The sequence below is a fragment of the Cryptosporangium minutisporangium genome (assembly GCF_039536245.1).
In the GTDB taxonomy this organism is placed as follows: Bacteria; Actinomycetota; Actinomycetes; order Mycobacteriales; family Cryptosporangiaceae; genus Cryptosporangium; species Cryptosporangium minutisporangium.
Genome location: NZ_BAAAYN010000030.1, coordinates 70,775 through 91,265, shown reverse-complemented (window position 1 = coordinate 91,265; position 20,491 = coordinate 70,775). Strand labels below are relative to the sequence as shown.

Annotated in this window: 17 protein-coding genes and 2 tRNA genes; 7 read left to right on the top strand and 12 right to left on the bottom strand. The window is 71.0% G+C overall.

From position 1 onward, the window contains the following. The first annotated feature begins 8 nt into the window (after nt 1–8). The 5 genes from ABEB28_RS23585 to ABEB28_RS23565 all read left to right on the top strand — a co-directional run bounded on the left by ABEB28_RS23585 (nt 9) and on the right by ABEB28_RS23565 (nt 6,271). On the top strand, nt 9–773 hold the full coding sequence (locus tag ABEB28_RS23585) for a 2-phospho-L-lactate guanylyltransferase (protein WP_345730359.1): 765 nt from the start codon (nt 9–11) through the stop codon (nt 771–773). Nucleotides 774–844: 71 nt separating this feature from the next. Continuing rightward, nucleotides 845–1,060: a hypothetical protein gene (locus tag ABEB28_RS23580; protein WP_345730358.1), complete on the top strand. Its 216-nt coding sequence runs from the start codon at nt 845–847 to the stop codon at nt 1,058–1,060. A gap of 291 nt (nt 1,061–1,351) precedes the next feature. Further along, complete coding sequence (locus ABEB28_RS23575) at nt 1,352–3,727, top strand: RNA degradosome polyphosphate kinase (RefSeq protein ID WP_376980927.1); 2,376 nt, start codon at nt 1,352–1,354, stop codon at nt 3,725–3,727. Nucleotides 3,728–3,764: 37 nt separating this feature from the next. Continuing rightward, nucleotides 3,765–5,306, top strand: a complete 1,542-nt coding sequence (locus tag ABEB28_RS23570) for a CYTH and CHAD domain-containing protein (protein WP_345730357.1) — start codon at nt 3,765–3,767, stop codon at nt 5,304–5,306. Next, a complete protein-coding gene (locus tag ABEB28_RS23565; protein ID WP_345730356.1) occupies nt 5,303–6,271 on the top strand; it encodes an NUDIX hydrolase in 969 nt (322 codons plus the stop codon). The genes ABEB28_RS23570 and ABEB28_RS23565 overlap by 4 nt, the downstream gene beginning before the upstream one ends. 270 nt (nt 6,272–6,541) lie before the next feature. On the opposite strand, the gene ABEB28_RS23560 is transcribed toward ABEB28_RS23565, so the two are convergent. The 3 genes from ABEB28_RS23560 to leuC form a co-directional block, all read right to left on the bottom strand. Then, nucleotides 6,542–7,627, bottom strand: coding sequence for an HU family DNA-binding protein (locus ABEB28_RS23560; RefSeq protein WP_345730355.1), 1,086 nt, complete (start codon nt 7,625–7,627; stop codon nt 6,542–6,544). Between the two features lie 253 nt (nt 7,628–7,880). After that, nucleotides 7,881–8,480, bottom strand: a complete 600-nt coding sequence (leuD, locus tag ABEB28_RS23555; RefSeq protein ID WP_345730354.1) for a 3-isopropylmalate dehydratase small subunit — start codon at nt 8,478–8,480, stop codon at nt 7,881–7,883. Nucleotides 8,481–8,485: 5 nt separating this feature from the next. Beyond that, nucleotides 8,486–9,910 (bottom strand): 3-isopropylmalate dehydratase large subunit, encoded by a 1,425-nt coding sequence (gene leuC / locus ABEB28_RS23550; protein ID WP_345730353.1) that lies wholly within the window; start codon nt 9,908–9,910, stop codon nt 8,486–8,488. Nucleotides 9,911–9,975: 65 nt separating this feature from the next. Between leuC and ABEB28_RS23545 the strand changes: the two genes are divergently transcribed. Further along, nucleotides 9,976–10,662 carry an IclR family transcriptional regulator gene (locus ABEB28_RS23545; RefSeq protein WP_345730421.1) on the top strand — a complete coding sequence of 229 codons (687 nt, stop codon included), beginning with the start codon at nt 9,976–9,978 and terminating at the stop codon, nt 10,660–10,662. A 109-nt stretch (nt 10,663–10,771) separates the two neighbouring features. On the opposite strand, the gene ABEB28_RS23540 is transcribed toward ABEB28_RS23545, so the two are convergent. From ABEB28_RS23540 to ABEB28_RS23500, 9 genes are all read right to left on the bottom strand, one after another. Further along, a complete protein-coding gene (locus ABEB28_RS23540; protein ID WP_345730352.1) occupies nt 10,772–11,362 on the bottom strand; it encodes an LPXTG cell wall anchor domain-containing protein in 591 nt (196 codons plus the stop codon). A gap of 442 nt (nt 11,363–11,804) precedes the next feature. Beyond that, nucleotides 11,805–11,877: transfer RNA gene (locus ABEB28_RS23535), tRNA-Glu, on the bottom strand. A 40-nt stretch (nt 11,878–11,917) separates the two neighbouring features. Then, nucleotides 11,918–11,989 (bottom strand) — tRNA-Gln (locus tag ABEB28_RS23530). 170 nt (nt 11,990–12,159) lie between these two features. Beyond that, entirely contained in the window at nt 12,160–13,650 is a 1,491-nt protein-coding gene (gene gltX / locus ABEB28_RS23525) for a glutamate--tRNA ligase (RefSeq protein WP_345730351.1), read from the bottom strand. Nucleotides 13,651–13,659: 9 nt separating this feature from the next. Next, complete coding sequence (locus tag ABEB28_RS23520; protein WP_345730350.1) at nt 13,660–14,451, bottom strand: fumarylacetoacetate hydrolase family protein; 792 nt, start codon at nt 14,449–14,451, stop codon at nt 13,660–13,662. Between the two features lie 129 nt (nt 14,452–14,580). Further along, nucleotides 14,581–16,212, bottom strand: a complete 1,632-nt coding sequence (locus tag ABEB28_RS23515) for a glycoside hydrolase family 43 protein (protein ID WP_345730349.1) — start codon at nt 16,210–16,212, stop codon at nt 14,581–14,583. Nucleotides 16,213–16,220: 8 nt separating this feature from the next. Further along, a complete protein-coding gene (locus ABEB28_RS23510) occupies nt 16,221–17,105 on the bottom strand; it encodes a carbohydrate ABC transporter permease (RefSeq protein ID WP_345730348.1) in 885 nt (294 codons plus the stop codon). Next, a complete protein-coding gene (locus tag ABEB28_RS23505) occupies nt 17,102–17,992 on the bottom strand; it encodes a carbohydrate ABC transporter permease (RefSeq protein WP_345730347.1) in 891 nt (296 codons plus the stop codon). Before ABEB28_RS23505 ends, ABEB28_RS23510 begins: the two co-directional genes overlap by 4 nt. After that, a complete protein-coding gene (locus tag ABEB28_RS23500; RefSeq protein ID WP_345730346.1) occupies nt 17,989–19,170 on the bottom strand; it encodes an extracellular solute-binding protein in 1,182 nt (393 codons plus the stop codon). The genes ABEB28_RS23505 and ABEB28_RS23500 overlap by 4 nt, the downstream gene beginning before the upstream one ends. A 292-nt stretch (nt 19,171–19,462) precedes the next feature. Between ABEB28_RS23500 and ABEB28_RS23495 the strand changes: the two genes are divergently transcribed. Continuing rightward, nucleotides 19,463–20,470, top strand: coding sequence for a LacI family DNA-binding transcriptional regulator (locus ABEB28_RS23495; protein WP_345730345.1), 1,008 nt, complete (start codon nt 19,463–19,465; stop codon nt 20,468–20,470). The last annotated feature ends 21 nt before the right edge of the window (nt 20,471–20,491 follow it).

Below are 20,491 nucleotides of genomic sequence, written 5' to 3'. Positions count from 1 at the left end.
ATGGGGGCGTGACGGGATGGTCGATCGTGACGCCGGTCAAACCGCTGGGACAGGCGAAGAGCCGGCTGCGTGCGACGCTGCCGGCCGCCGTCGCGTACTTCAGCGGCCCTGACCCGCTCGGCGCGCTGGAAGCACCGGACGAAACCGGTGACTGGCACGCCGAGGTGGCGCTCGCGATGGCGCTGGACACGGTGGCCGCGGTCCTCGCCGCGGACCGCGTCGACCGCGTCGTCGTCGTGACCGACGACCCGGTCGCCGCAGCCGCGCTCGGCGCGCTCGGCGCGGTCTGCGTTCCGGACACCCCGGGCAGCGGGCTGAACGCCGCGCTGCGACACGGCGCGTCGGTGGCCGCGCTGCTGAGCCGGACCGATCGCCGTGGTGCCCGCGGTACGGCGACGCTCGGCGCCGATCTCCCCGCGCTCCGAACGGCCGAGCTGGACGTCGCCCTGCGCACGGTCGAGCGGCTGGGCGTCCGCTCCTTCGTCCCGGACGCCGCCGGTACCGGCACCACGCTGCTCGCCGCACCCGGGCGCACACCGCTGAACCCGGCGTACGGGCCGGGGTCGGCACTCGTCCACGCGAGCGACGGCGCGGTCGACCTCGCGTCGGGCGGCCCGGAGATCGCGACTCGGCGCGTCGGTCCGTCGCTCCGCCAGGACGTGGACACCGCCGCCGACCTCGCCGCCGCCCGGGCGCTCGGGCTCGGGCCGCGGACCGCCGCGTTGCTCGCTTCCACCCCGTCCGTGTTCCCAGCCGGTTGCGCGGCGTGCTGATCGGTTCCACCTGCGTATTCGGCACAGTTCCCCGTTCGCGGCAACCGGGGTGCGCGACTAGAGTGGACGTCGTGACGAGCGTCCAGGGCACGGTGCGGCAGTTCGCTCCGGAAACCCGTGACGGCAGCGTGTTGCTCGACGACGGAAGCGACGTCCCGTTCGCGGCGGCGGCCTTCGACGCGGGCGGTCTTCTCCGGCTGCGCCCCGGCCAGCGGGTGCGGCTGGAACGGAACGCATCCGACGAGGTCACGCTGGTGACGATCGTCACGTTCCCCGGCGCCGGCTGACGTCGGACCGAGCATCGGGGCTACCCCGCCGGACGAGTTCGCGCGAAGTGCACGAACCGTCAAAGCAGGATTTGTGGACAGAGCCCACCCGACGGCGGGAAGGATGGAACCGTGAGCGCCACGACCGAGAGCACCGCGACCACCAGCGCGTCCGTGGCCCCCGCCGCGGACGACCAGGCGAAGCGGGCCGGCCGGGCCCGGGATGCCAACGGCCGGTTCCTCCCTCGCGGCGGTAACGGCACCGCGCCGAGCGAGGCCCCGACCGTCGAGGCTCCGACCGTCGAGGCTCCGATCGCCCACGAGCCGACCGCGAACGGCAGCGCGCCGGCCCACGTTCCGGCCGACGCGTTGGCTCCCGTCAAAGCTCCGTCCCGGGCCCGGGCGCCGGAGGCCGTCACCGCGGCCGAGGCCGCCGACGCCGCGGCGATTGCCGGTGGCCCGACCACGGCAGGCGTCGAGTCGCCGGCCGAGAGCGAGACGCCGGGCGCCCCCGCCGTACCGGAGACCGTGGCCGCACCCCCGGACGCCGCCGTGCCGCCCGCGAGCGAACTGGCCGAGGAGGTCGAGCAGCTCGCCGAGCAGGAGGACGACGCCCTCCCGCTGGCCGACCAGCCGCTGCCCGAGGGCCGGTTCCTCAACCGCGAGCTGTCCTGGCTCGACTTCAACGCGCGGGTGCTCTCCCTCGCCGAGGACAGCACGGTCCCGCTGCTCGAGCGCGCCAAGTTCCTCGCGATCTTCGCCTCGAACCTCGACGAGTTCTACATGGTCCGGGTGGCCGGCCTGAAGCGCCGCAAGTCGACCGGCCTCTCGGTCCGGTCGGTGGACGGTCTCTCCGCCGGTGACCAGCTCTCGCTGATCGCCCAGCGCTCGGCCGAGCTGGTCGAGCGGCACGCCCGCTGCTTCTCCGACGACGTCCAGCCCGCGCTGGAGGCCACCGGCGTCAAGATCCTGCACTGGGCCGAGCTCGGCGACGACGAGCAGCACCGGCTGCACCGGTTCTTCCGCGAACTGATCTTCCCGGTGCTCACGCCGCTGGCGGTCGACCCGGCACACCCGTTCCCGTACATCAGCGGACTCTCGCTCAACCTCGCCGTGGTGGTCCGCGATCCGGAGGGCGGCCAAGGCTCCGAGCGGTTCGCCCGGGTCAAGGTGCCGGACAACGTCCCGCGCTTCGTCGCCGTCGAGGGCGGCTTCCTGCCGGTGGAAGACCTCATCGCCGTCCACCTGAGCCAGCTGTTCCCGGGCATGCAGGTGGTCGAGCACCACCTGTTCCGGGTCACCCGCAACGCCGACCTGGAGGTCGAGGAGGACCGGGACGAGGACCTGCTGCAGGCGCTCGAACGCGAGCTCGCCCGCCGCCGGTTCGGCCCGGTCGTCCGGCTGGAGGTGGCCTCCAACGTCAGCGAGCACGTGCTGGAGCTACTCGTCCGCGAGCTGGACGTCGCCGAGCAGGACGTCCTGCGGGTGCCCGGTCTGCTCGACCTCTCCGGGTTGTTCGCGCTCGCCGGCGTCGACCGGCCGGACCTGAAGTTCGAGCCGTTCGTGCCGGCCACGCACCCGCGCTTCGCCGAGGGCGAGACGCCGCGCAGCGTGTTCGCGACGCTGCGCGAGGGCGACGTGCTGGTGCACCACCCGTACCACTCGTTCGCGACCAGCGTGCAGCGGTTCATCGAGCAGGCCGCGGCCGACCCGAACGTGCTCGCGATCAAGCAGACCCTTTACCGCACGTCCGGTGACTCGCCGATCGTCGACGCGCTGATCGACGCCGCGAGCGCGGGCAAGCAGGTCGTCGTCCTGGTGGAGATCAAGGCCCGGTTCGACGAGCAGGCCAACATCTCCTGGGCGAAGGCGCTGGAGCGCGCGGGATGCCACGTCGTCTACGGCCTGGTGGGCTTGAAGACGCACTGCAAGACGTCGCTGGTGGTGCGGAACGAGAACGGCCGGATCCGCCGGTACGCGCACATCGGCACCGGCAACTACAACCCGAAGACCGCGCGCCTCTACGAGGACCTCGGGCTGTTCACCGCCGACCCGGACGTGGGCCGCGACCTGACCGACCTGTTCAACGTCCTCACCGGCTACTCGCGGCAGACCGACTACCGGACGCTGATGGTGGCGCCGTACGGCGTCCGGCGGGGCATCGTCGAGCGACTCGAGCGCGAGATCGAGCACGTGAAGGCCGGCCGCCCCGGGCTGGTGCAGCTCAAAGCGAACTCGATCGTCGACGAAGGTGTGATCGACGCGCTCTACCGGGCCTCCCGCGCCGGGGTGAAGGTCGACTTGGTGATCCGGGGCATCTGCGCGCTGCGGCCCGGGGTCCCCGGGCTGAGCGAGAACATCCGGGTCCGGTCGATCCTCGGCCGGTTCCTCGAGCACTCCCGGGTCATCCGGTTCGGCAACGGTGCGCCCGGCACCGAGGCCGAGGAGTTCTGGATCGGCTCGGCCGACATGATGCACCGCAACCTCGACCGCCGCGTCGAAGCGATGGTGCGGGTCAGCGACGACCAGGCTCGCCGAATGCTCCGGGCGACGCTGGACACCGCGCTCGCCGCCTCGGCCGCCGGTTTCGATCTCGGCCCGGACGGCGCGTGGACGCGTCGGCAGGGCACCACCGACCGACCGCTGCGTGACGTCCAGGAGAGGTTGCTGGCCCGCATCGTCGGCTGACACCGCCATCACGGCGCAGACCAGGAACGGACGTCCATTGCGCGAGGAAGAACTGAAGTTCGGGGTCCACGGGAGGTTCGTCCTCCCGGACCTGACGGCCGCCCTCGGCAACGGACGCCGGGTGGAGGCGCAGGGACGGCAGGTGCTCACCGCCGTCTACTACGACACCACCGATCTGCGGCTGGCCCGGCTCGGCATCACGCTGCGGCACCGCACCGGCGAGGACGGTCCGCCCTGGCACCTCAAGCTGCCGAAGGGTGCGACGGCAGCCGGCGCGACCGTGCGCGACGAGATCGCCGTCGACGGCCCGGCCGACGCGCCGCCGACCGAACTGACCGACCTGGTGACCGCCTGGGTCCGCACCGCGCCGCTCGTGCCGGTCGCGACCCTGCGCACCGACCGCGACCGGTACCTGATCGTGGACGGCTCGGGGCCGCTGGCCGAGCTGGTCGACGACACCGTCGAGGTGTCCGAGGGCCGTGGTTTGCTCGCCGACGGATCCGGTGTCCGGACGACGTTCCGGGAGCTGGAGGTCGAGCGCAAGGCCGACGGCAAGAAGGCCGGCCGTGCGCTGGAAGCGACCGCCGCCGCCCTCGTGCAGGCGGGTGCGGTCGGGGGCGCGACCACCCCGAAGCTGGTCCGCGCGCTCGGCCGGCGGGCCACCGCTCCGCCGGATCTGCCGGTCGCCGGCGAGGTCACCGAACGGTCGTCGGCCGCGGACGCGATCGGGTACGTGCTGCGCCGGTCGGCGCGCCGGCTCCTCGACTACGACGTCCGGGTGCGCCGCGGCGAGCCGGACGCCGTGCACCAGGCGCGGGTCTGCTGCCGCCGGCTCCGCAGCGATCTGCGGACGTTCGGACCGCTGGTCGACCGGGAGTGGGCCGCACCGCTCGACGCCGAACTGCGCTGGCTCGCCGCGGCGCTCGGTGGCCCCCGGGACGCCGAGGTGCTGCGCGCCCGGCTACGGTCGACCGCTGAGACCGACCCACTCGCGCCACTGGACGCTGCGGTCGTCGCGCGGATCGATTCGATCCTCGGTGACCGGCAGCGCACGGCGCTGAAGAATCTGGACGCCGCATTGACCTCGGACCGTTACCCGGCCCTGTTGGACCTGCTGATCGACACCGTCCGCACGCCGGAGACCGTGGAGCTGGCCGGCCAACGGGCCGTCTGGGTCCTGCCGTCGATGGTCGAGGTGGTCTGGGACAAGCTCGCCCGTAAGGCCGGCAGGTTGACACTGGACGACCCGGACGACACCTGGCACGCCGCCCGGATCCATGCCAAGCGTGCGCGGTACGCCGCGGAGGCCGTGGCGCCGGTCGTCGGTGCGCCCGCGACCCGGCTGGCCAAGGCGTGCGCGGAAGTGCAGGAAGTCCTCGGCGAACACCAGGACGCCGCGATCGCCGCCGACGAGTGGCGCGACATCGCGCTCGCCCACGCGGACGACACCGAGCTGGTGATCACCTGCGGACGGCTGGTCGAGCGGGAGCGTGCCGCGGTCCACGCGTCCCGGGCCCGGTACGCACCGGTCTGGGAGCGGACGAACCAGCCGAGGCTGACCGGCTGGCTGCGCGGATGACGTCGGAGAACCACGCCGAGGTGCGAGCCGCCGGCGGTGTCGTCTGGCGGCACGGGGCCGACGGTGTGGAGATCGCGCTGATCCACCGCCCGCGCTACGACGACTGGTCGCTGCCGAAGGGCAAGCTCGATCCGGACGAGCACGAGCTGGCCGCGGCCTGCCGCGAGGTGATCGAGGAGACCGGGCTGCAGCCGGTGGTGGGACCTCGGCTGCCCTCGACGTCCTACTTGGTGCCGCCGCGTGGGGGTCAGCACCGCAGTACGGGTACCGGCCTGGTGCCCAAGATCGTGGACTACTGGGCGATGCGCGCCGTGGAGGGCGAGTTCACCCGCAACGAGGAAGTGGACGGCCTGGTCTGGCTCTCCCCGGAGCGCGCCGTCGAGCGGGTGACGCACTCCCACGACGCCGGCGTCGTGCGGGCGTTCGCGGGCCTCCCCGAGATCACGGCCACCGTGCTCCTGGTCCGGCACGGGAAGGCCGGTGACAAGCAGACGTGGCCCGGCCCGGACGCCGAGCGTCCACTGGAGGCCAGTGGGCAGGCCCAGGCGGTGTGGTTGGCCGACTTGGTCCCCTGGTTCCGGCCGGTGCGCGTGCTCTCGTCGGACAAGGTCCGGTGCCGGCAGACGGTGGAACCGCTGGCCGCAGCGCTCGGTCTCGACGTCGTGACGGACGCGGTGTTCGACGAGGAGACGTTCGGCGACGATCCCGCCGCGGTCGTCGGCCGGATCCGCGAGCTGGCCGCGGGCGGAGACGTCACCGCGGTGTGCAGCCAGGGTGGGCTGATCCCGGGCGTCATCACCGACCTCGCGGACGCCGACGGGTCGATCGTCGACGCCAACCCGACCGCGCACCGCAACGGCGGGCTCCGCAGCCGCAAGGGCAGCATCTGGGCCCTGCACTTCGCCGGTGAGCGGCTGGTGCAGGCGGATTACCTGCCGAGCATCCGCCCGGAGAGCAACCCGTAACGACTCCCGGGGCCGTGCCCCGGGCCCGGGCGGTTCCGCGGGCCCGAGGCGGCTCCACGGCCCGAGCGGTCGACGCCGACCCGAGCGGTTGACGCGAACCCGAACTGTGCAGCGGCCCGGACCCTGATCAGCGGGTCCGGACCGACCGGCCCGCGGGACCGGTGAGAACGCCGCTTCCCCGCGACGTCTCGATCGAGGACCAGTCAGCAGCGCTGGATGGTTCTCGTTGTCCCGCGGCCGGTACCCCGGTCATCGCACCTGGGTGTCTTCCTACTTCTTCTTCTTGCCGCCCGACGCGGTCTTCGCCTTCTTGCCTGCCGCCTTCGGCGCGGTGTTCGCGGACCCGGCCGAGGCCGGCTTGCTACCCGCGCCGGCGCGGGCCTTGGCCGGTGCCGCCTTCGTCGCGGTGGCCTTGGCGGTGGCGGTCTTGGCCGGAGCCGCCGCTGCGCTGGTCTTGGCCGGTGCTGCCTTCGCCGCGCTCTTGGCCGGCGCCTTGGCGGCAGTGGCCTTCGCCGTGGTGGCCTTCGCGGTGGTGGCCTTGGTCGCGCCCGACTTCGCCGGGGTGGCCTTCGCCGCCGTGCTCTTCGTCGCGGTCGCGGCCCGGGACGTCGTTGCCTTGGCCGCGGTCGACTTGGTGGCCGCGGTCTTCGTCGGCGTGGCCTTGGCCGCGCTCTTGGCGGGCGTCGCCTTCGCGGTGGCCTTGGTCGCGGTGGCCCCGGTGGACTTCGCGGCCGCGGCCTTGGTCGCCGTGGCCTTGCTCGCTGTGGCCTTGCTCGCGGAGGCCTTGGTCGCCGTCGCCTTCGTCGCCGTGGACTTCGCGGCCGTGGACTTCGTCGCCGTGGCCCGCGAGGTCCTGGCCGGAGCGGCCTTCGTCGCGGTGGCGGTGGCCGTCGACTTCGCCGGAGTCGTGGCCTTGGTGGCCCGCGTCGGTGTTCCGTTGACCGCCCGCGACGTCGTCGAGCGGGTTGCCGTGGATCGCGCCGGACGAGTCGCGCCGTTCCGGGCCGCGGCGGCGACCGGGGCCGACGTGGACGCCGCGACCGGTGCCGAGATCGACGCCACCGGAGCCTTCGCGAGCTTCTTCGTTCCGGTAACGATGTCCTTGAATCCCTGCCCCGCCTTGAAAGCCGGGGTGAACGTCTTCTTCACCTTCACGGCTTCCCCGGTACGCGGATTCCGCGCGGTCCGCGCGTTCCGCACTCGCTTCTCGAAAGTGCCGAAGCCGGTGATCGCCACTCGTTCTCCCCGGGCGACGGCCCGCTGGATCTCCTCGATAACGCCGTCGAGGGCCGCGGTCGCGGATCGACGGTCGCCGAGGCGCTGCACGAGCGTCTCGATCAGTTCGGTCTTGTTCACTAGTTCCCCCTCAAAGTGCGCATCAAGTACGAATGCGCGCAGGCCGGACGCCTCGGCGCGAACGTTAGGCCCGCTTTCGAGAACGCACAATGACCACGGGAGGACGAATTTCGTTGTGTCGTAACGGTTTCTCCTCGCACACGCCCGGTTTACGCGTGAGAAGCGCTCTGTTCCGGCAAAAACGAAGCGGCCGGAATCCGTTGCCCGCAACGAATTCCGGCCGCCAGAGCCGAGAGGAAACGCCTTGCAGCGCCTACTGAGCCGCGCTCAGCGTCCGCGGCAACCAGCTCGGACGCTGCTTCTCGAAAGCGTCGACGGCGTCCGCGTGGCGCAGTGTGAGGCCGATGTCGTCGAGCCCTTCCATCAGCCGCCAACGGCTGTACTCGTCGAACTCGAATTCCTCGATCCGGTCGCCGACCCGCACCTGCTGCGCGTCCAGATCGACGGTGATCTCGGTGGTGGGATCCGCCTCGATCGTCTTCCAGAGCCACTCCACGGTCGCTTCCGGGAGGACAACCGTGAGCAGACCTGCCTTGAGCGAGTTACCGCGGAAGATATCGGCGAAACGCGGCGAGATGACGACCTTGAAGCCGTAGTCCTTCAACGCCCACACCGCGTGCTCACGCGACGATCCGGTGCCGAACTCAGGCCCGGCGACCAACACCGTGGCGTTCGCGTATTGCGGCTGATTGAGCACGAACTCGGGATCGGCGCGCCACGCCGAGAACAGCCCGTCCTCGAACCCGGTGCGGGTGACCCGCTTCAGGTAGACGGCCGGGATGATCTGGTCCGTGTCGACGTTGGACCGGCGCAGCGGCACCGCCCGGCCGGTGTGCGTGGTGAATTTCTCCATCGTTCTCAGCTCCCGACGGGGGTCTCGACGGGCGGCAGGTCGGCCGGTGCCGCCAGGTGGCCAGTGATCGCGGTCGCCGCCGCGACCAGCGGCGAGACCAGGTGGGTCCGGCCGCCCTTGCCCTGCCGTCCCTCGAAGTTGCGGTTCGAGGTGGACGCCGAACGCTCACCGGGCGAGAGCGTGTCCGGGTTCATGCCCAGGCACATCGAGCATCCGGCCTGGCGCCACTCCGCACCGGCTTCGCTGAAGACCTTGTCGAGTCCCTCGGCCTCGGCCTGCAGGCGTACCTGCACCGAACCCGGGACGACGAGCATCCGGATGTTCTCGGCGATGTGACGCCCGCGCAGCACCGCCGCGGCGGCCCGCAGGTCCTCGATCCGGCCGTTGGTGCAGGAGCCGAGGAAGACCGTGTCGACGGTGATCTCGCGCAGCGGCGTGCCTGCGGTGAGGCCCATGTACTCCAGCGCGCGTTCGGCGGCGGCCCGGGCGGCCGGGTCGGTGAACGCGGCCGGGTCCGGCACCGATGCGCCGAGCGGCAGTCCCTGGCCCGGGTTGGTGCCCCAGGTCACGAACGGCGTCAGCGCGCTCGCGTCGATGTCGACCTCGACGTCGAACGTGGCGTCGTCGTCGGTCGGCAGCGTCTTCCAGTACTCGACCGCCGTGTCCCAGTCGGCGCCCTCCGGGGCGTGCGGGCGCCCCTTCAAGTACGCGAACGTGGTCTCGTCCGGCGCGATCATGCCGGCGCGGGCGCCCGCCTCGATCGACATGTTGCAGATCGTCATCCGACCCTCCATGGAGAGCTCGCGGATGGCCTGACCCCGGTACTCCAGGACGTGACCCTGACCGCCGCCGGTGCCGATCTTCGCGATCACCGCGAGGATGATGTCCTTCGGCGTGACGCCCTCGCCGAGCGCCCCGTTCACGTTGATCGCCATCGTCTTGAAAGGCCGCAGCGGCAGCGTCTGGGTCGCCAGGACGTGCTCGACCTCGCTGGTGCCGATACCGAACGCCAGCGCACCGAACGCGCCGTGGGTCGAGGTGTGGCTGTCGCCGCAGACGACGGTCATGCCCGGCTGGGTCAGCCCCAGCTGCGGGCCGATGACGTGCACGATGCCCTGCCCGGCGTCGCCCATCGGGTGCAGTCGCACGCCGAACTCGGCGCAGTTCTTGCGCAGCGTGTCGACCTGCACCCGGCTGACCGGGTCGGCGATCGGCTTGTCGATGTCGACGGTCGGGACGTTGTGGTCCTCGGTCGCGATCGTGAGGTCCGGACGACGCACCGGACGGCCGGCCAGGCGAAGCCCCTCGAACGCCTGCGGGCTGGTCACCTCGTGGACGAGGTGCAGATCGATGTAGAGCAGGTCGGGTTCCCCCGGCTGCGAGCGCACCACGTGCGCGTCCCAGACTTTCTCCGCGAGCGTTCGGCCCATGTCAGGCTCCCAACCTCATGACTTCCTGCGATGTGGGATGGTAGTTTCGTCTTGTGGGACAGACTATCAGCGGTGTCGGTGTTCTCGACAAGGCCGTAGCGATCCTCGAGGCCACGGTCGACGGCGCCAGCCTGGCCGAGCTCGTCGAGCGTTCCGGCCTTCCCCGGGCAACCGCGCACCGCCTCGCGCAGGCGCTCGAGGCGCATCGGCTGCTCGTTCGCGACGAGGCCGGACGCTGGCGTCCCGGGCCGCGGCTGGCCGAACTGGCCAACGCCGCTCCCGACGCGCTGCTGACCGCGGCGTCGCCGGTGCTGGCCCAGTTGCGCGACGCGACCGGGGAGAGCACCCAGCTCTATCTTCGCCGCGCGGACGAGCGGATCTGCGTGGCCGCCGCCGAACGGTCGAGTGGTTTGCGTGACACGGTTCCGGTCGGCACCGCGCTGCCGATCACCGCGGGCTCCGGCGCACAGGTGCTGCTGGCCTGGGAGCCGCCGGAGTCGGTGCTTCCGCTGCTGCCGCGGTGCCGGTTCAGCGGGCGGACGCTCGCCGAGGTGCGGCGTCGCGGGTGGGCGTCGAGCGTCGCCGAGCGGGAGCCCGGCGTCGCGTCGGTGTCCGCGCCGGTGCGGGACCGGCAGGGGCGCGTGATCGCCGCGATCTCGATCTCCGGCCCGATAGAGCGCCTCGGCCGCCGCCCCGGCGAGCGCCACGCGGTGCAGGTCATCCGGGCGGGCCAGCGCTTGTCCGGGCTGTAGCAGGGGCTCTTGCACAAGCATGGGAACCACGACGGCCCCGGGCAGGAGCCCGGGGCCATCGCACGTGTGGTGGGCGCCGGCGGGCCACAGGGGCACGCGGCGCGGTAGGTCAGCGGACCCGGCGTCTGCGGGTGGCGAGCACGAGGCCCGCGCCGGCGGCCAGGGTGAGGCCACCGAGGGCCGCGATCATCGGGCCGTCGTCCCGGCCGGTAACCGGCAACTGCGGCTGGTTCTCCGCGGTCTCCGGCACCGCGGGCCCGGTGGCGACTCCCTCACTGGGCGTAGGGCTCGCCGGCACGGCCGGCTGCGTCCCGACACCCTCGCTGGGCGTCCCGCTCGGCGTCGGGCTCGCCGCGGGCACGACGGGCTGCGTACTGGTCTCCTCGCCCGGCGGCGTCGTCTCCGGCACCTGCGGCTGGCCGGTCGGCACGACGGGCTGGTTCTCCGCCTCCTCGGGCGGCGTCGTCTCCGGCACCTCCGGCCCGCGGGACGCACCCGGCACCACCGGGTTGGCCTCTGGGGTCTCCTCCTCGGCCGGAGCACTGGCCTGGTTCGGCACCCCGGCCACTGCCGGGACACCGGGCAGCAGTTCGAGCTGGTCCGCGTTCGCGGTCGATCCGCCCGCGAGGACGAACGCCGTGACCGCGGCTCCGACGGTTGCAGCGCCCGCGTGCGCGAGGCGGCGGAACCTGGGCTTCATATCAACACCTACCTGTCCACAGTCAGTGGACCCGTCTGGATCCCTCAAACCTGTACATAGCTCTGTCACAGGTCATTTAACAGGATGAATCAGACGCGGGTGATGTTCGCGGGCCTTACGGGACTGGAAAGCGTGTCTGGGGCGAACCATCTTTTATCCGTACGGCGCGTTGCAGCGAGACACGCGGAGGACCTCACCGCCAGGCTGCTGGCCGAGGGAGTCAGTAGTCGATCGGTGCGGGCGGACGAGTCTCGTGCCAGACGAACCAGGCGACCACCGCGAGCACCGTGAGGATGAAGAGCACGAGCTCGATTCGTAACCCGGGAGGGCGCATGGAGGTTGGGCGCGCCAGGAGCCCGTCCGGTTCCGCGCCGACCCGCGACGGCCAGGTAACGGAACGACAAAGGCCCGGTCGCACGAGTGCGACCGGGCCTTTCACTTGTAGCCCCGACCGGATTCGAACCGGCGCTACCGCCTTGAGAGGGCGGCGTCCTAGGCCGCTAGACGACGGGGCCCTAGGACAACGTTCAACTGAGGGGTCGAACGCTGTTGGAGCTGGGGTACCAGGACTCGAACCTAGACTAACGGAACCAGAAACCGTCGGGCTGCCAATTACCCCATACCCCAATATTGCTGTACTACCGAGCTTCTTGCTGCGAGGCGTCTGCTTGGCGGTCATCCGCTCGCAACGTCAGTAACTCTAGCCGAGACTTCCGCCCGCTCCCAAATCGGCCCCACCCCGGGCGGTGGCCGGTGGGCGGACGGACCGAGCCCGCCACCGGCCCCGCACTCCAGGGCTAACCGATCGTCTCGCGGGCGGCCCGCAGCCGCGCCAGGGTCTGTTCCGCGCCGAGCAGCTCCATCGACTCGTAGAGCGGCGGCGACACCGTTCGGCCCGTGATCGCGGCCCGGACCGGCGCAAACGCCTTCCGCGGCTTGAGCCCGAGGCCGTCCACCAACGCCGATTTCAGCGCGTTCTCGATCTCCGGGGCCGCCCACGGCGCCAACCCGTCGAGCACCGCGATCGTCGCGTCCAGCACCGGGGCGGCGTCGGGACCGAGCACCTTCGCCTGCACGTCGGCGTCGACAGTGATGTCTTTCACGAACAGGAACCCGAGCATGCCGCGCGCGTCGCCGAGGACCGGCATCCGCTCCTGGACCAGCGGCGCAGCCGCGGTGATCAGCGCCCGCTCGGCCTCGGTCGGCTCCGGGGACACCAGGCCGGCGCCCGCGAGGTAGGGCACCAACCGCTCGGCGAAGTCGTCCGGCGCGAGCAGCCGGAGGTGCGCGGCGTTGATCGCCTCGCACTTCTTGCCGTCGAAGCGCGCCGGGTTCGGGCTCACCCGCCGGACGTCGAACGCCTCGGTCATCTCCCGCAGCGTGAAGATGTCGCGGTCCTCGGCGATCGACCAGCCGAGCAGCGCGAGGTAGTTCAGCAGCCCTTCGGGCAGGAAACCGCGCTCGCGGTAGTGCAGCAGGTTGGCCTGCGGGTCGCGCTTGGAGAGCTTCTTGTTGCCCTCCCCCATGACGTACGGCAGGTGCCCGAACTCCGGTACCCGCTCGGCCACGCCGACGTCGATGAGCGCACGGTAGAGCGCGATCTGCCGCGGGGTGCTGGGCAGCAGGTCCTCACCACGCAGGATGTGGGTGATCCGCATCAGCGCGTCGTCGACCGGGTTCACCAGCGGGTAGAGCGGGTCGCCGTTCCCCCGCACGACGACGTAGTCCGGCACCGTGCCGGGCGCGAACGTGACGTCGCCGCGGACCAGGTCGGTCCAGCCGATCGAGTCGTCGGGCATCCGGAACCGCAGCACCGGCGACCGGCCGGCGGCGCGGAACGCGTCCTTCTCGGCGTCGGTGAGGTTCCGGTCGTGGTTGTCGTAGCCGAGCTTCGGGTCGCGGCCGGCGGCACGGTGCCTGGCCTCGATCTCCTCGGCCGTGGAGAACGACTCGTAGAGGTACCCGGCGTCGGTGAGCTTCGCGACGACGTCGGCGTACACGTCCCGCCGCTCCGACTGCCGGTACGGCCCGTACGGACCACCGACTTCGGGGCCCTCGTCCCAGTCCAGGCCGAGCCAGCGCAGCGAGTCCAGCAGCTGCTGGTACGACTCCTCCGAGTCGCGGGCGGCGTCGGTGTCCTCGATCCGGAACACGAACGTCCCACCGTGGTGGCGAGCGAACGCCCAGTTGAACAGGCAGGTCCGGACCAACCCGACGTGCGGGTTACCGGTGGGCGACGGACAGAACCGCACTCGTACGGACGGATCGCGGTGCAGGGTGGTCGACACGGAAATCCTTCAGGCGCGGTTGGCTACGGGGTTGGTCAGGGTGCCGAGACCCTCGATGCGGACGCTGACCGAGTCGCCGGCGACGATCGGCCCGACGCCGGAGGGGGTGCCGGTGAGGATCACGTCGCCGGGCAGCAGCGTCATCACGTGCGAGACGTAGGAGACCAGCGTCGGGACGTCGAAGATCATGTCCTTGGTACGGCCGTCCTGCTTCACCTCGTCGTTGACCAGCGCCTGCACGCCGACGTCGGCGTACTTGAGGTCGGTCTCGATCCACGGCCCGATCGGGCAGAACGAGTCGTAACCCTTGGCCCGGGTGAACTGGATGTCCGCGCGCTGCTGGTCGCGGGCGGTGACGTCGTTGGCGCAGGTGTAGCCGAAGACCGATTCCATCGCCTTCTCGCGGCTCACCGCGCGGGCGCCCTTGCCGCCGATCACGACGGCGAGCTCGGCCTCGTGCTCGACCTGCTTCGAGTCGACCGGGAGCCGGATCGGCGCGCCCGGACCGATGACCGTGGTCGGCGGCTTGAGGAACAGCAGCGGCGCGCTGGGGACCTGGTTGCCGAGCTCGCTGGCGTGGGCGGCGTAGTTGCGGCCGATGCCGACCACCTTGCTGGGCAGGATCGGCGGTAGCAACTGGACGTCGGCGAGCGCCCACCGTTCGCCGGTGAACTGGATGCCGGCGAACGGCACACCCTCGATCTCCGCGATCGTCAGCGCCTCCGGATCGTCGGTTCCGGCCGGCCCTTCCACGACGCCGAAGGCACGGCCGCCGGGGTGAGCGAAGAGCGCGATGCGCACGGTTGTACTCCTGGGTCCGAGGAAAGTCGTTGTGCCGCAACCCTAACCCCGGGTAGTCCCCCGCATTCCGGCGATATCGCGCCGGGCACCGACCCCAACCCACCGCCGGGGGTTGGGGCCGGGCGTCCCTCAGCGCCGCTCGTACGTCGCGTAGGCGAAGTCGGCGGGGAGCTGGCCGCCGGTCAGGTCCTGCGCCCAGAGCGCGAAGAACGCCCCGGTGAACCCGGACACCTTCTCCCTCGCGTCGTAGATCTCCAGCGCGTACTCGTCGGAGAGCCGGGTGGCGTCGTGCGTCTCCGGCCACCACTGCAGCGCGCCGTCACCGATCGCGTACCCGAAGCGCAGCGACGCGCGGTCGAGCTCGGCACGCAGCGTCACGCCCGCAGCCGGGTCGGCGACCGGGACCGGCGCGCTGGCGTTGACCAGCCGGCCCCGGTCGGAGACCAGCACGTCCACGCACGGCCCGTGCACCTCGTGCCAGGTGAGCCGGGCGTACGCCCAGTTGAGCGTGTTGTAGTACGCCGCGACTCCGGCCATGTGGCGGAACGTGGCCGGCGCGGAACTCACCCGGGTCTCGAACGCACAGGACAGGTGCTCGATCCGGCGTCCGACCAGACTGGAGTCGCGGAGCGAGACCGGCGATTCGCCGCCGTAGAGCCGCAGCTGCCCGGGGCGCTCGGTCAGGCTGAGCCAGTCCGACGAGGGGGGCCGCCGCAGCGTGCTCCACGGCGATCCGAGCACCAGCGCGTCGAAGTCGTCCCGCTCCGGCTCGGCCGGCCACGGGTGCGGCTCGAGACGCGGCGCGACCACCTCGCTGCTGGGCCGCCCGCCCGGAACCCGGGGCCAACCGTCCGCGCTCCACTCCACCCGCTGGAGCGCGGTCTCCCGCCCCAGAACGCAGCGTCCGCGCTCGGTGAGCGGCCGCCCGGTCAGGTGCGCGAGGTACCACTCCCCGTCCGGTGTCGCGACGAGCGAGCCGTGACCCGCCTTCTGCAGCGCCAGCGTCGGGTCGGGCCAGGACGTCAGCATCGGCCCCGCCGGGTCCACCTCGTAGGGCCCGGCGATCGTCCGCGACCGCGCCACCGTCACCTGGTGCTCCCACTGCGTACCGCCCTCGGCGGTCACCAGGTAGTACCAGCCGTCGTGCCGGTAGAGGTGCGGGCCCTCGACCAGCCCGGCCTGCGTACCGGTGAAGATCGTCGTCGGCTCCCCGCGCAGCCGCCGCGCCGCGCGGTCGTACTCCTGCAGCACGATGCCGGCGAACACCTCGCGCCCCGGCCGGAAGTCCGCGGCCATGCTGAGCATCCAGCTGCGGCCGTCGTCGTCGTGGAACATCGACGCGTCGAAGCCCAGCGAGTGCAGCCGCACCGGCTCCGACCACGGACCGGTGATGTCCGGGGCGGTGACGACGAAGTTCGGGGTGTCCCAGAACCCACCGCCGTACGTGCCGACGTTCGAGTACACCAGGTAGAACAGCCCATCGGCGTAGGACAGGCAGGGCGCCCACACCCCGCCGGAGTCCCGGACGCCGCGCATCTGGAGGAGTTCCTCGGTGGTCAGCGCCCCGCCCAGCGACCGCCAGTGCACGAGGTCGCGCGAGTGGTGCAGCCCGACCCCCGGGAACCATTCGAACGTCGAGGTCGCGAGGTAGTAGTCCTCCCCCACCCGGAGAATCGACGGGTCGGGATGGAAGCCGGTCAGCACCGGGTTCTGGATCACTGCGGGCGGTGCCGCGAGTTCCGTCACGGAGTCGAGCGCCATAAAGATCCTCACTTACCGAATCCGGCGGCCAGGCCGCTGAGTAGGTGACGTCGGCCGAAGAGGTAGAGAGCCAGGACGGGCAGCGCGGAGAGCACCACCGCGGCGAGCAGCCCCGGGACGTCGGTGCCGTACTGGCTCTGGAAGTTCCACAGCCCGAGCGGGAGCACCCGCTGGTCCGCGCTCTGCGTCAGGACGAGGGGGAACAGGAAGCCGTTCCAGGCGTTCAGCCCGGCGAAGATCCCGACGCTGGCCAGGGCCGGCCGGGAGAGCGGCAGGACGAGCCTCCGGAACAGCACGCCCGGCCCGGCGCCGTCGACCGTCATCGCCTCGTACAGCTCGCCGGGGATGTCCCGGAGCGCGCTGGTCAGCACCACCACACCCATCGGCAGCGAGAACGCGGCGGTCGGCAGCACGATCGCGGTGAGGCTGTCGTAGAGGTTCAGGCGGGTGATGATCAGGTAGATCGGGATGATCACCGCCTGCGCCGGGATCGCCAGCCCGACCAGGAACAGCGTGAAGCCCATCCGCACCGCGCGACTACGCCCCCGCACGATCGCGTAGGCGGCGGGCAGCGCGAGCACCAGCACGAGCACAACGGTGGCCACCGCCGCGATCACGCTGTTGCGGAGGAACGTCGCGAAGCCCAGCTCCAGGACGTTCGAGTAGTTGTCGAGCGTCACCGAGGTGGGCGGATCCAGCGGGCCGTCGGTGACGTAGGCGTCCTGGGTGCGGATGCTCGTCACCACGATGAAGTAGATCGGTACCGCGACGATCAGGAACCAGACGCCGGCCGCGAGGCCGGCCGGTACGTTGCCGACCCGGCGGCGCCGGGGTTTGCCCGGGCTGCTCCGCTGGGTCCGGGTCTCCGGTCGGGTCATCACTTGAGCGCTCACAGGCCCTCCCGGTCACTCGCCATCCGGTGGTAACCGGTCGTCCGCACGACGACGACCGAGAGCACGGTGCCGATGATCACCAGCAGCACCGCCAGGACGCTGGCGTAGCCCATGTCGAACGCGACGAAGCCCTCTTGGTACATGTGCAGCGGGAGGACCTTGGTCGCGTTACCCGGGCCGCCGTTCGTCAGCAGCAGCACCGATTCGAAGTACGTCACGGAGCCGACCAGCATCATCACCGAGGACGCGACGATCGTGTTCCGCAGCTGCGGCAGCGTGATCGCGAAGAACTGCCGGACGGTGTTCGCGCCGTCGAGCTGCGCGGCCTCGTAGAGCGAGGCCGGGATCTGCCGGGTCGCCGCCTGGTAGAGCAGCGTGTGGAACGGTACGAACTGCCACGCCAGGACGAAGATGACGGTCGGCAGCGCCCGGGAGGGGTCGCCCAGGAAGTTGCCGTCCGGGGCGCCGAGGTACTTCCCCCAGGACGCTGCCAGCCCGAAGTTCGGGTCGAGCAGCGAGACGAAGACGAGCGCGATCGCGGCCGTCGAGAGCAGCAGCGGCAGGAAGAACACCGTGGACAGCACCGCCCGGAACCGCTGCGCACCGGCCGACCAGACGCCCAGCAGCAGGGCGAGCGGCGTCTGGACGAGCCAGGTCCCCACCGTGAGCAGGGCCGTCGTCCGCAGCGACGGCAGGAAGTCGCTGTCGTCGAGCAGCGCGGACCAGTTCTCGGTGCCGACCCACTGGGGAGTGCCGAGGCCGTTCCAGCTGGTGCCGCTCAGGTACACGACCACCGCGATCGGCACGAGGCCGAACAATGCGAAGAACACCGCCGCGGGGGCGGCCCAGACGAATCCGGGCCGCTCCCGTAGAGAGACGCTACTCACTGGGCCTGCGCCATGTCGTCGGCGAAGGCCTGGGCGGTCATTTGTTGCAGGAACAGCTTCTGCAGGTTGCTCAGCAGCCGCTTGGCGACGTCCGGCGAGACCGCCTGGTCCCAGGACTGCGCGAACGCCGGGGCGGTCGAGACCATCTTGTAGACGTCGGTGTTGAACTCGGCGTTCGGCTTGCCGGCGAGCTTCGCGTCCGCGCCCTTCGTCGCGGGCACCGCACCACTCTTGATCAGGTCGTCGATGTACGCGTCGGAGGCGACGGTCGTGGTGAGGTAGTCGATCGCCGCGTCCTTGTTCTTCGACCCGCTCGCGACCGAGAAGTAGTTGCTCGGGTTGCCGACCAGGTTGCCGGGCTCGCCGACGCCACCGGGAACGGTCGGGAACGGGAACCAGCCCAGGTCCTTCTTGGCGAAGGCCGGGTTGTTCGTCAGCTGGTTCGGGTACTCCCACGTGCCCATCAGGAACATCGCGGCCTTACCGGTCGCGAGCAGCTTCGACGCACCAGCGTTGTCGTAGTTGATCGACGCGAAGTTGGTGCCGAACGCGCCCATCTTCGCCAGGTCCTGGCACATCTGGAGGGCCTTGACGACGGCCGGGTCCTGCCAGGCCGCGCCGCCGCTCTTCGCGATCGCGGCGAATTTCTCGGGTCCACCGATGCGGTCGAGGAAGTACTCGGCGTACATCAGCTCGGTCCAGCCCTGCGAGCCGGGCAGCGCGATCGGCGTCACCTTCTTGGACTTGAAGGTGTCGACGAGCTTGAGGAATTCGGGGTAGGTCTTCGGCGGCTGCACGCCGGCCGCGGTGAAAACGGCCTTGTTGTAGAAGAAGATCACCGGCTGGGTGCCGGTCATCGGCAACCCGTACTGTTTGCCGTCGATCTTCGCGGTGTCCATGACGTTCGCCAGAAATGCGTCCCGCACTTCGGGTTTCTTCGCCAGCGTGTCGTCGAGCGGCTCCACCTGATCGGCCTGGACGAACTGGGCCAGGTTGCCGCCGCCCCAGTTGAAGAAGACGTCGGGCGCGTTGGGCGATCCCATCGCGACCTGGATCTTCTGCTTGTAGGCGTCGTTGATGTAGGTGCTCAGCGTCGCCTTGTTGTCGGAGTCCTTGTTGTACCGGTCGACCGAGGCCTTGACGACCGGCGTCAGGCCGGCGTCCTGAAGAGCCCACACCTGCACTTCGTCGGTGGCCCCGGGTCCGGAGCTACCGCATCCGGCTAACGCGAGTGCCGTAGCCGTCGCGAGAGCAATTGCTGTTCGAGAGAAAAGCGCACGTCGGCGCATGGTCCGCACCAGTCCTTCCCCACGTCTTTGGGTTCGAAAGGTTTCGAGCGGGTTGAGGTGCACGGACGGTAGGGGGAGCGCTCTCACCGGTCAATGAGCCCGCAAATCACGATCCGATAACGTTGCGACGCTTTCGAAAAGTTTCGGCCCTACGCTGCGCATCACCGAGTGAGGAGCGTGCATGCCAGGACGAACGACGATCGCGCAGATCGCCCGCTCGGCCGACGTGTCGGTGTCCACCGTGTCGAAGGTGCTGAACGGCCATACCGACGTCGCGGACGAGACCCGCCGCCGGGTGCAGCGCCTGCTCGACGAACGCGGATACCGACGCCGCCGGGCCGCGCACCACCGCAACCACGGCGACCTGCTCGACCTGGTGATCAACAACCTCGACAGCGCGTGGGGGCTGGAGATCCTGACCGGCGTCGAGGAGGTGGTCGAGTCCGCCGGTATCGGGCTGGTGATCTCCGCCGTGCACAGCCGCGCCGCGCTGACCCGGCGGTGGCTCGACTCGCTGCTGGCGCGCGGCTCGCAGGGCGCGATCCTGGTGCTCTCGGACTTGGACCCGGCCCAGCGCGAGCAGCTCCGCCGCCACGGGACGCCGATCGTCGTCATCGACGGGGTGAGCCAGCCACCGCCGGACGTGCCGTCGGTCGGCGCGACGAACTTCGCCGGCGGGTACGCGGCGACCGAGCACCTGATCGGGCTGGGACACCGGCGCATCGGCGTCATCGGAGGGCCGGAGCAGCTGGCCTGCACGCGCGCCCGCATCGCCGGCTACCGGGCCGCCCACGAGGCCGCCGGGCTGCCGGTGCCGCGCCACCTGCTGCGGTACGGGAACTTCTACCACGACGGCGGGCTGCGGGCCGCGCGGTCGCTGCTCGAGCTGCCGGAGCCGCCGACCGCCATCTTCGCCGGCAGCGACATGCACGCGATGGGCGTGTACGAGGCGGCGAGACAGTTCGGTTGCCACGTCCCCGGTGACCTGAGCGTCGTCGGGTTCGACGACTTGAACTTCGCGTCCTGGACCGCGCCCGGGCTCACCACCGTCCGGCAACCGCTGCACGAGATGGGGGCCACGGCGGCCCGGACGCTGCTGCGGCTGATCGGCGGAGAGTCGCTGGACTCGACGAGCATCGAGCTCGCGACGAGCCTCGTCGTCCGGGACAGCACCGCACCCCCGCGCTGACGGTTTCGGGGTCGCTGCCCG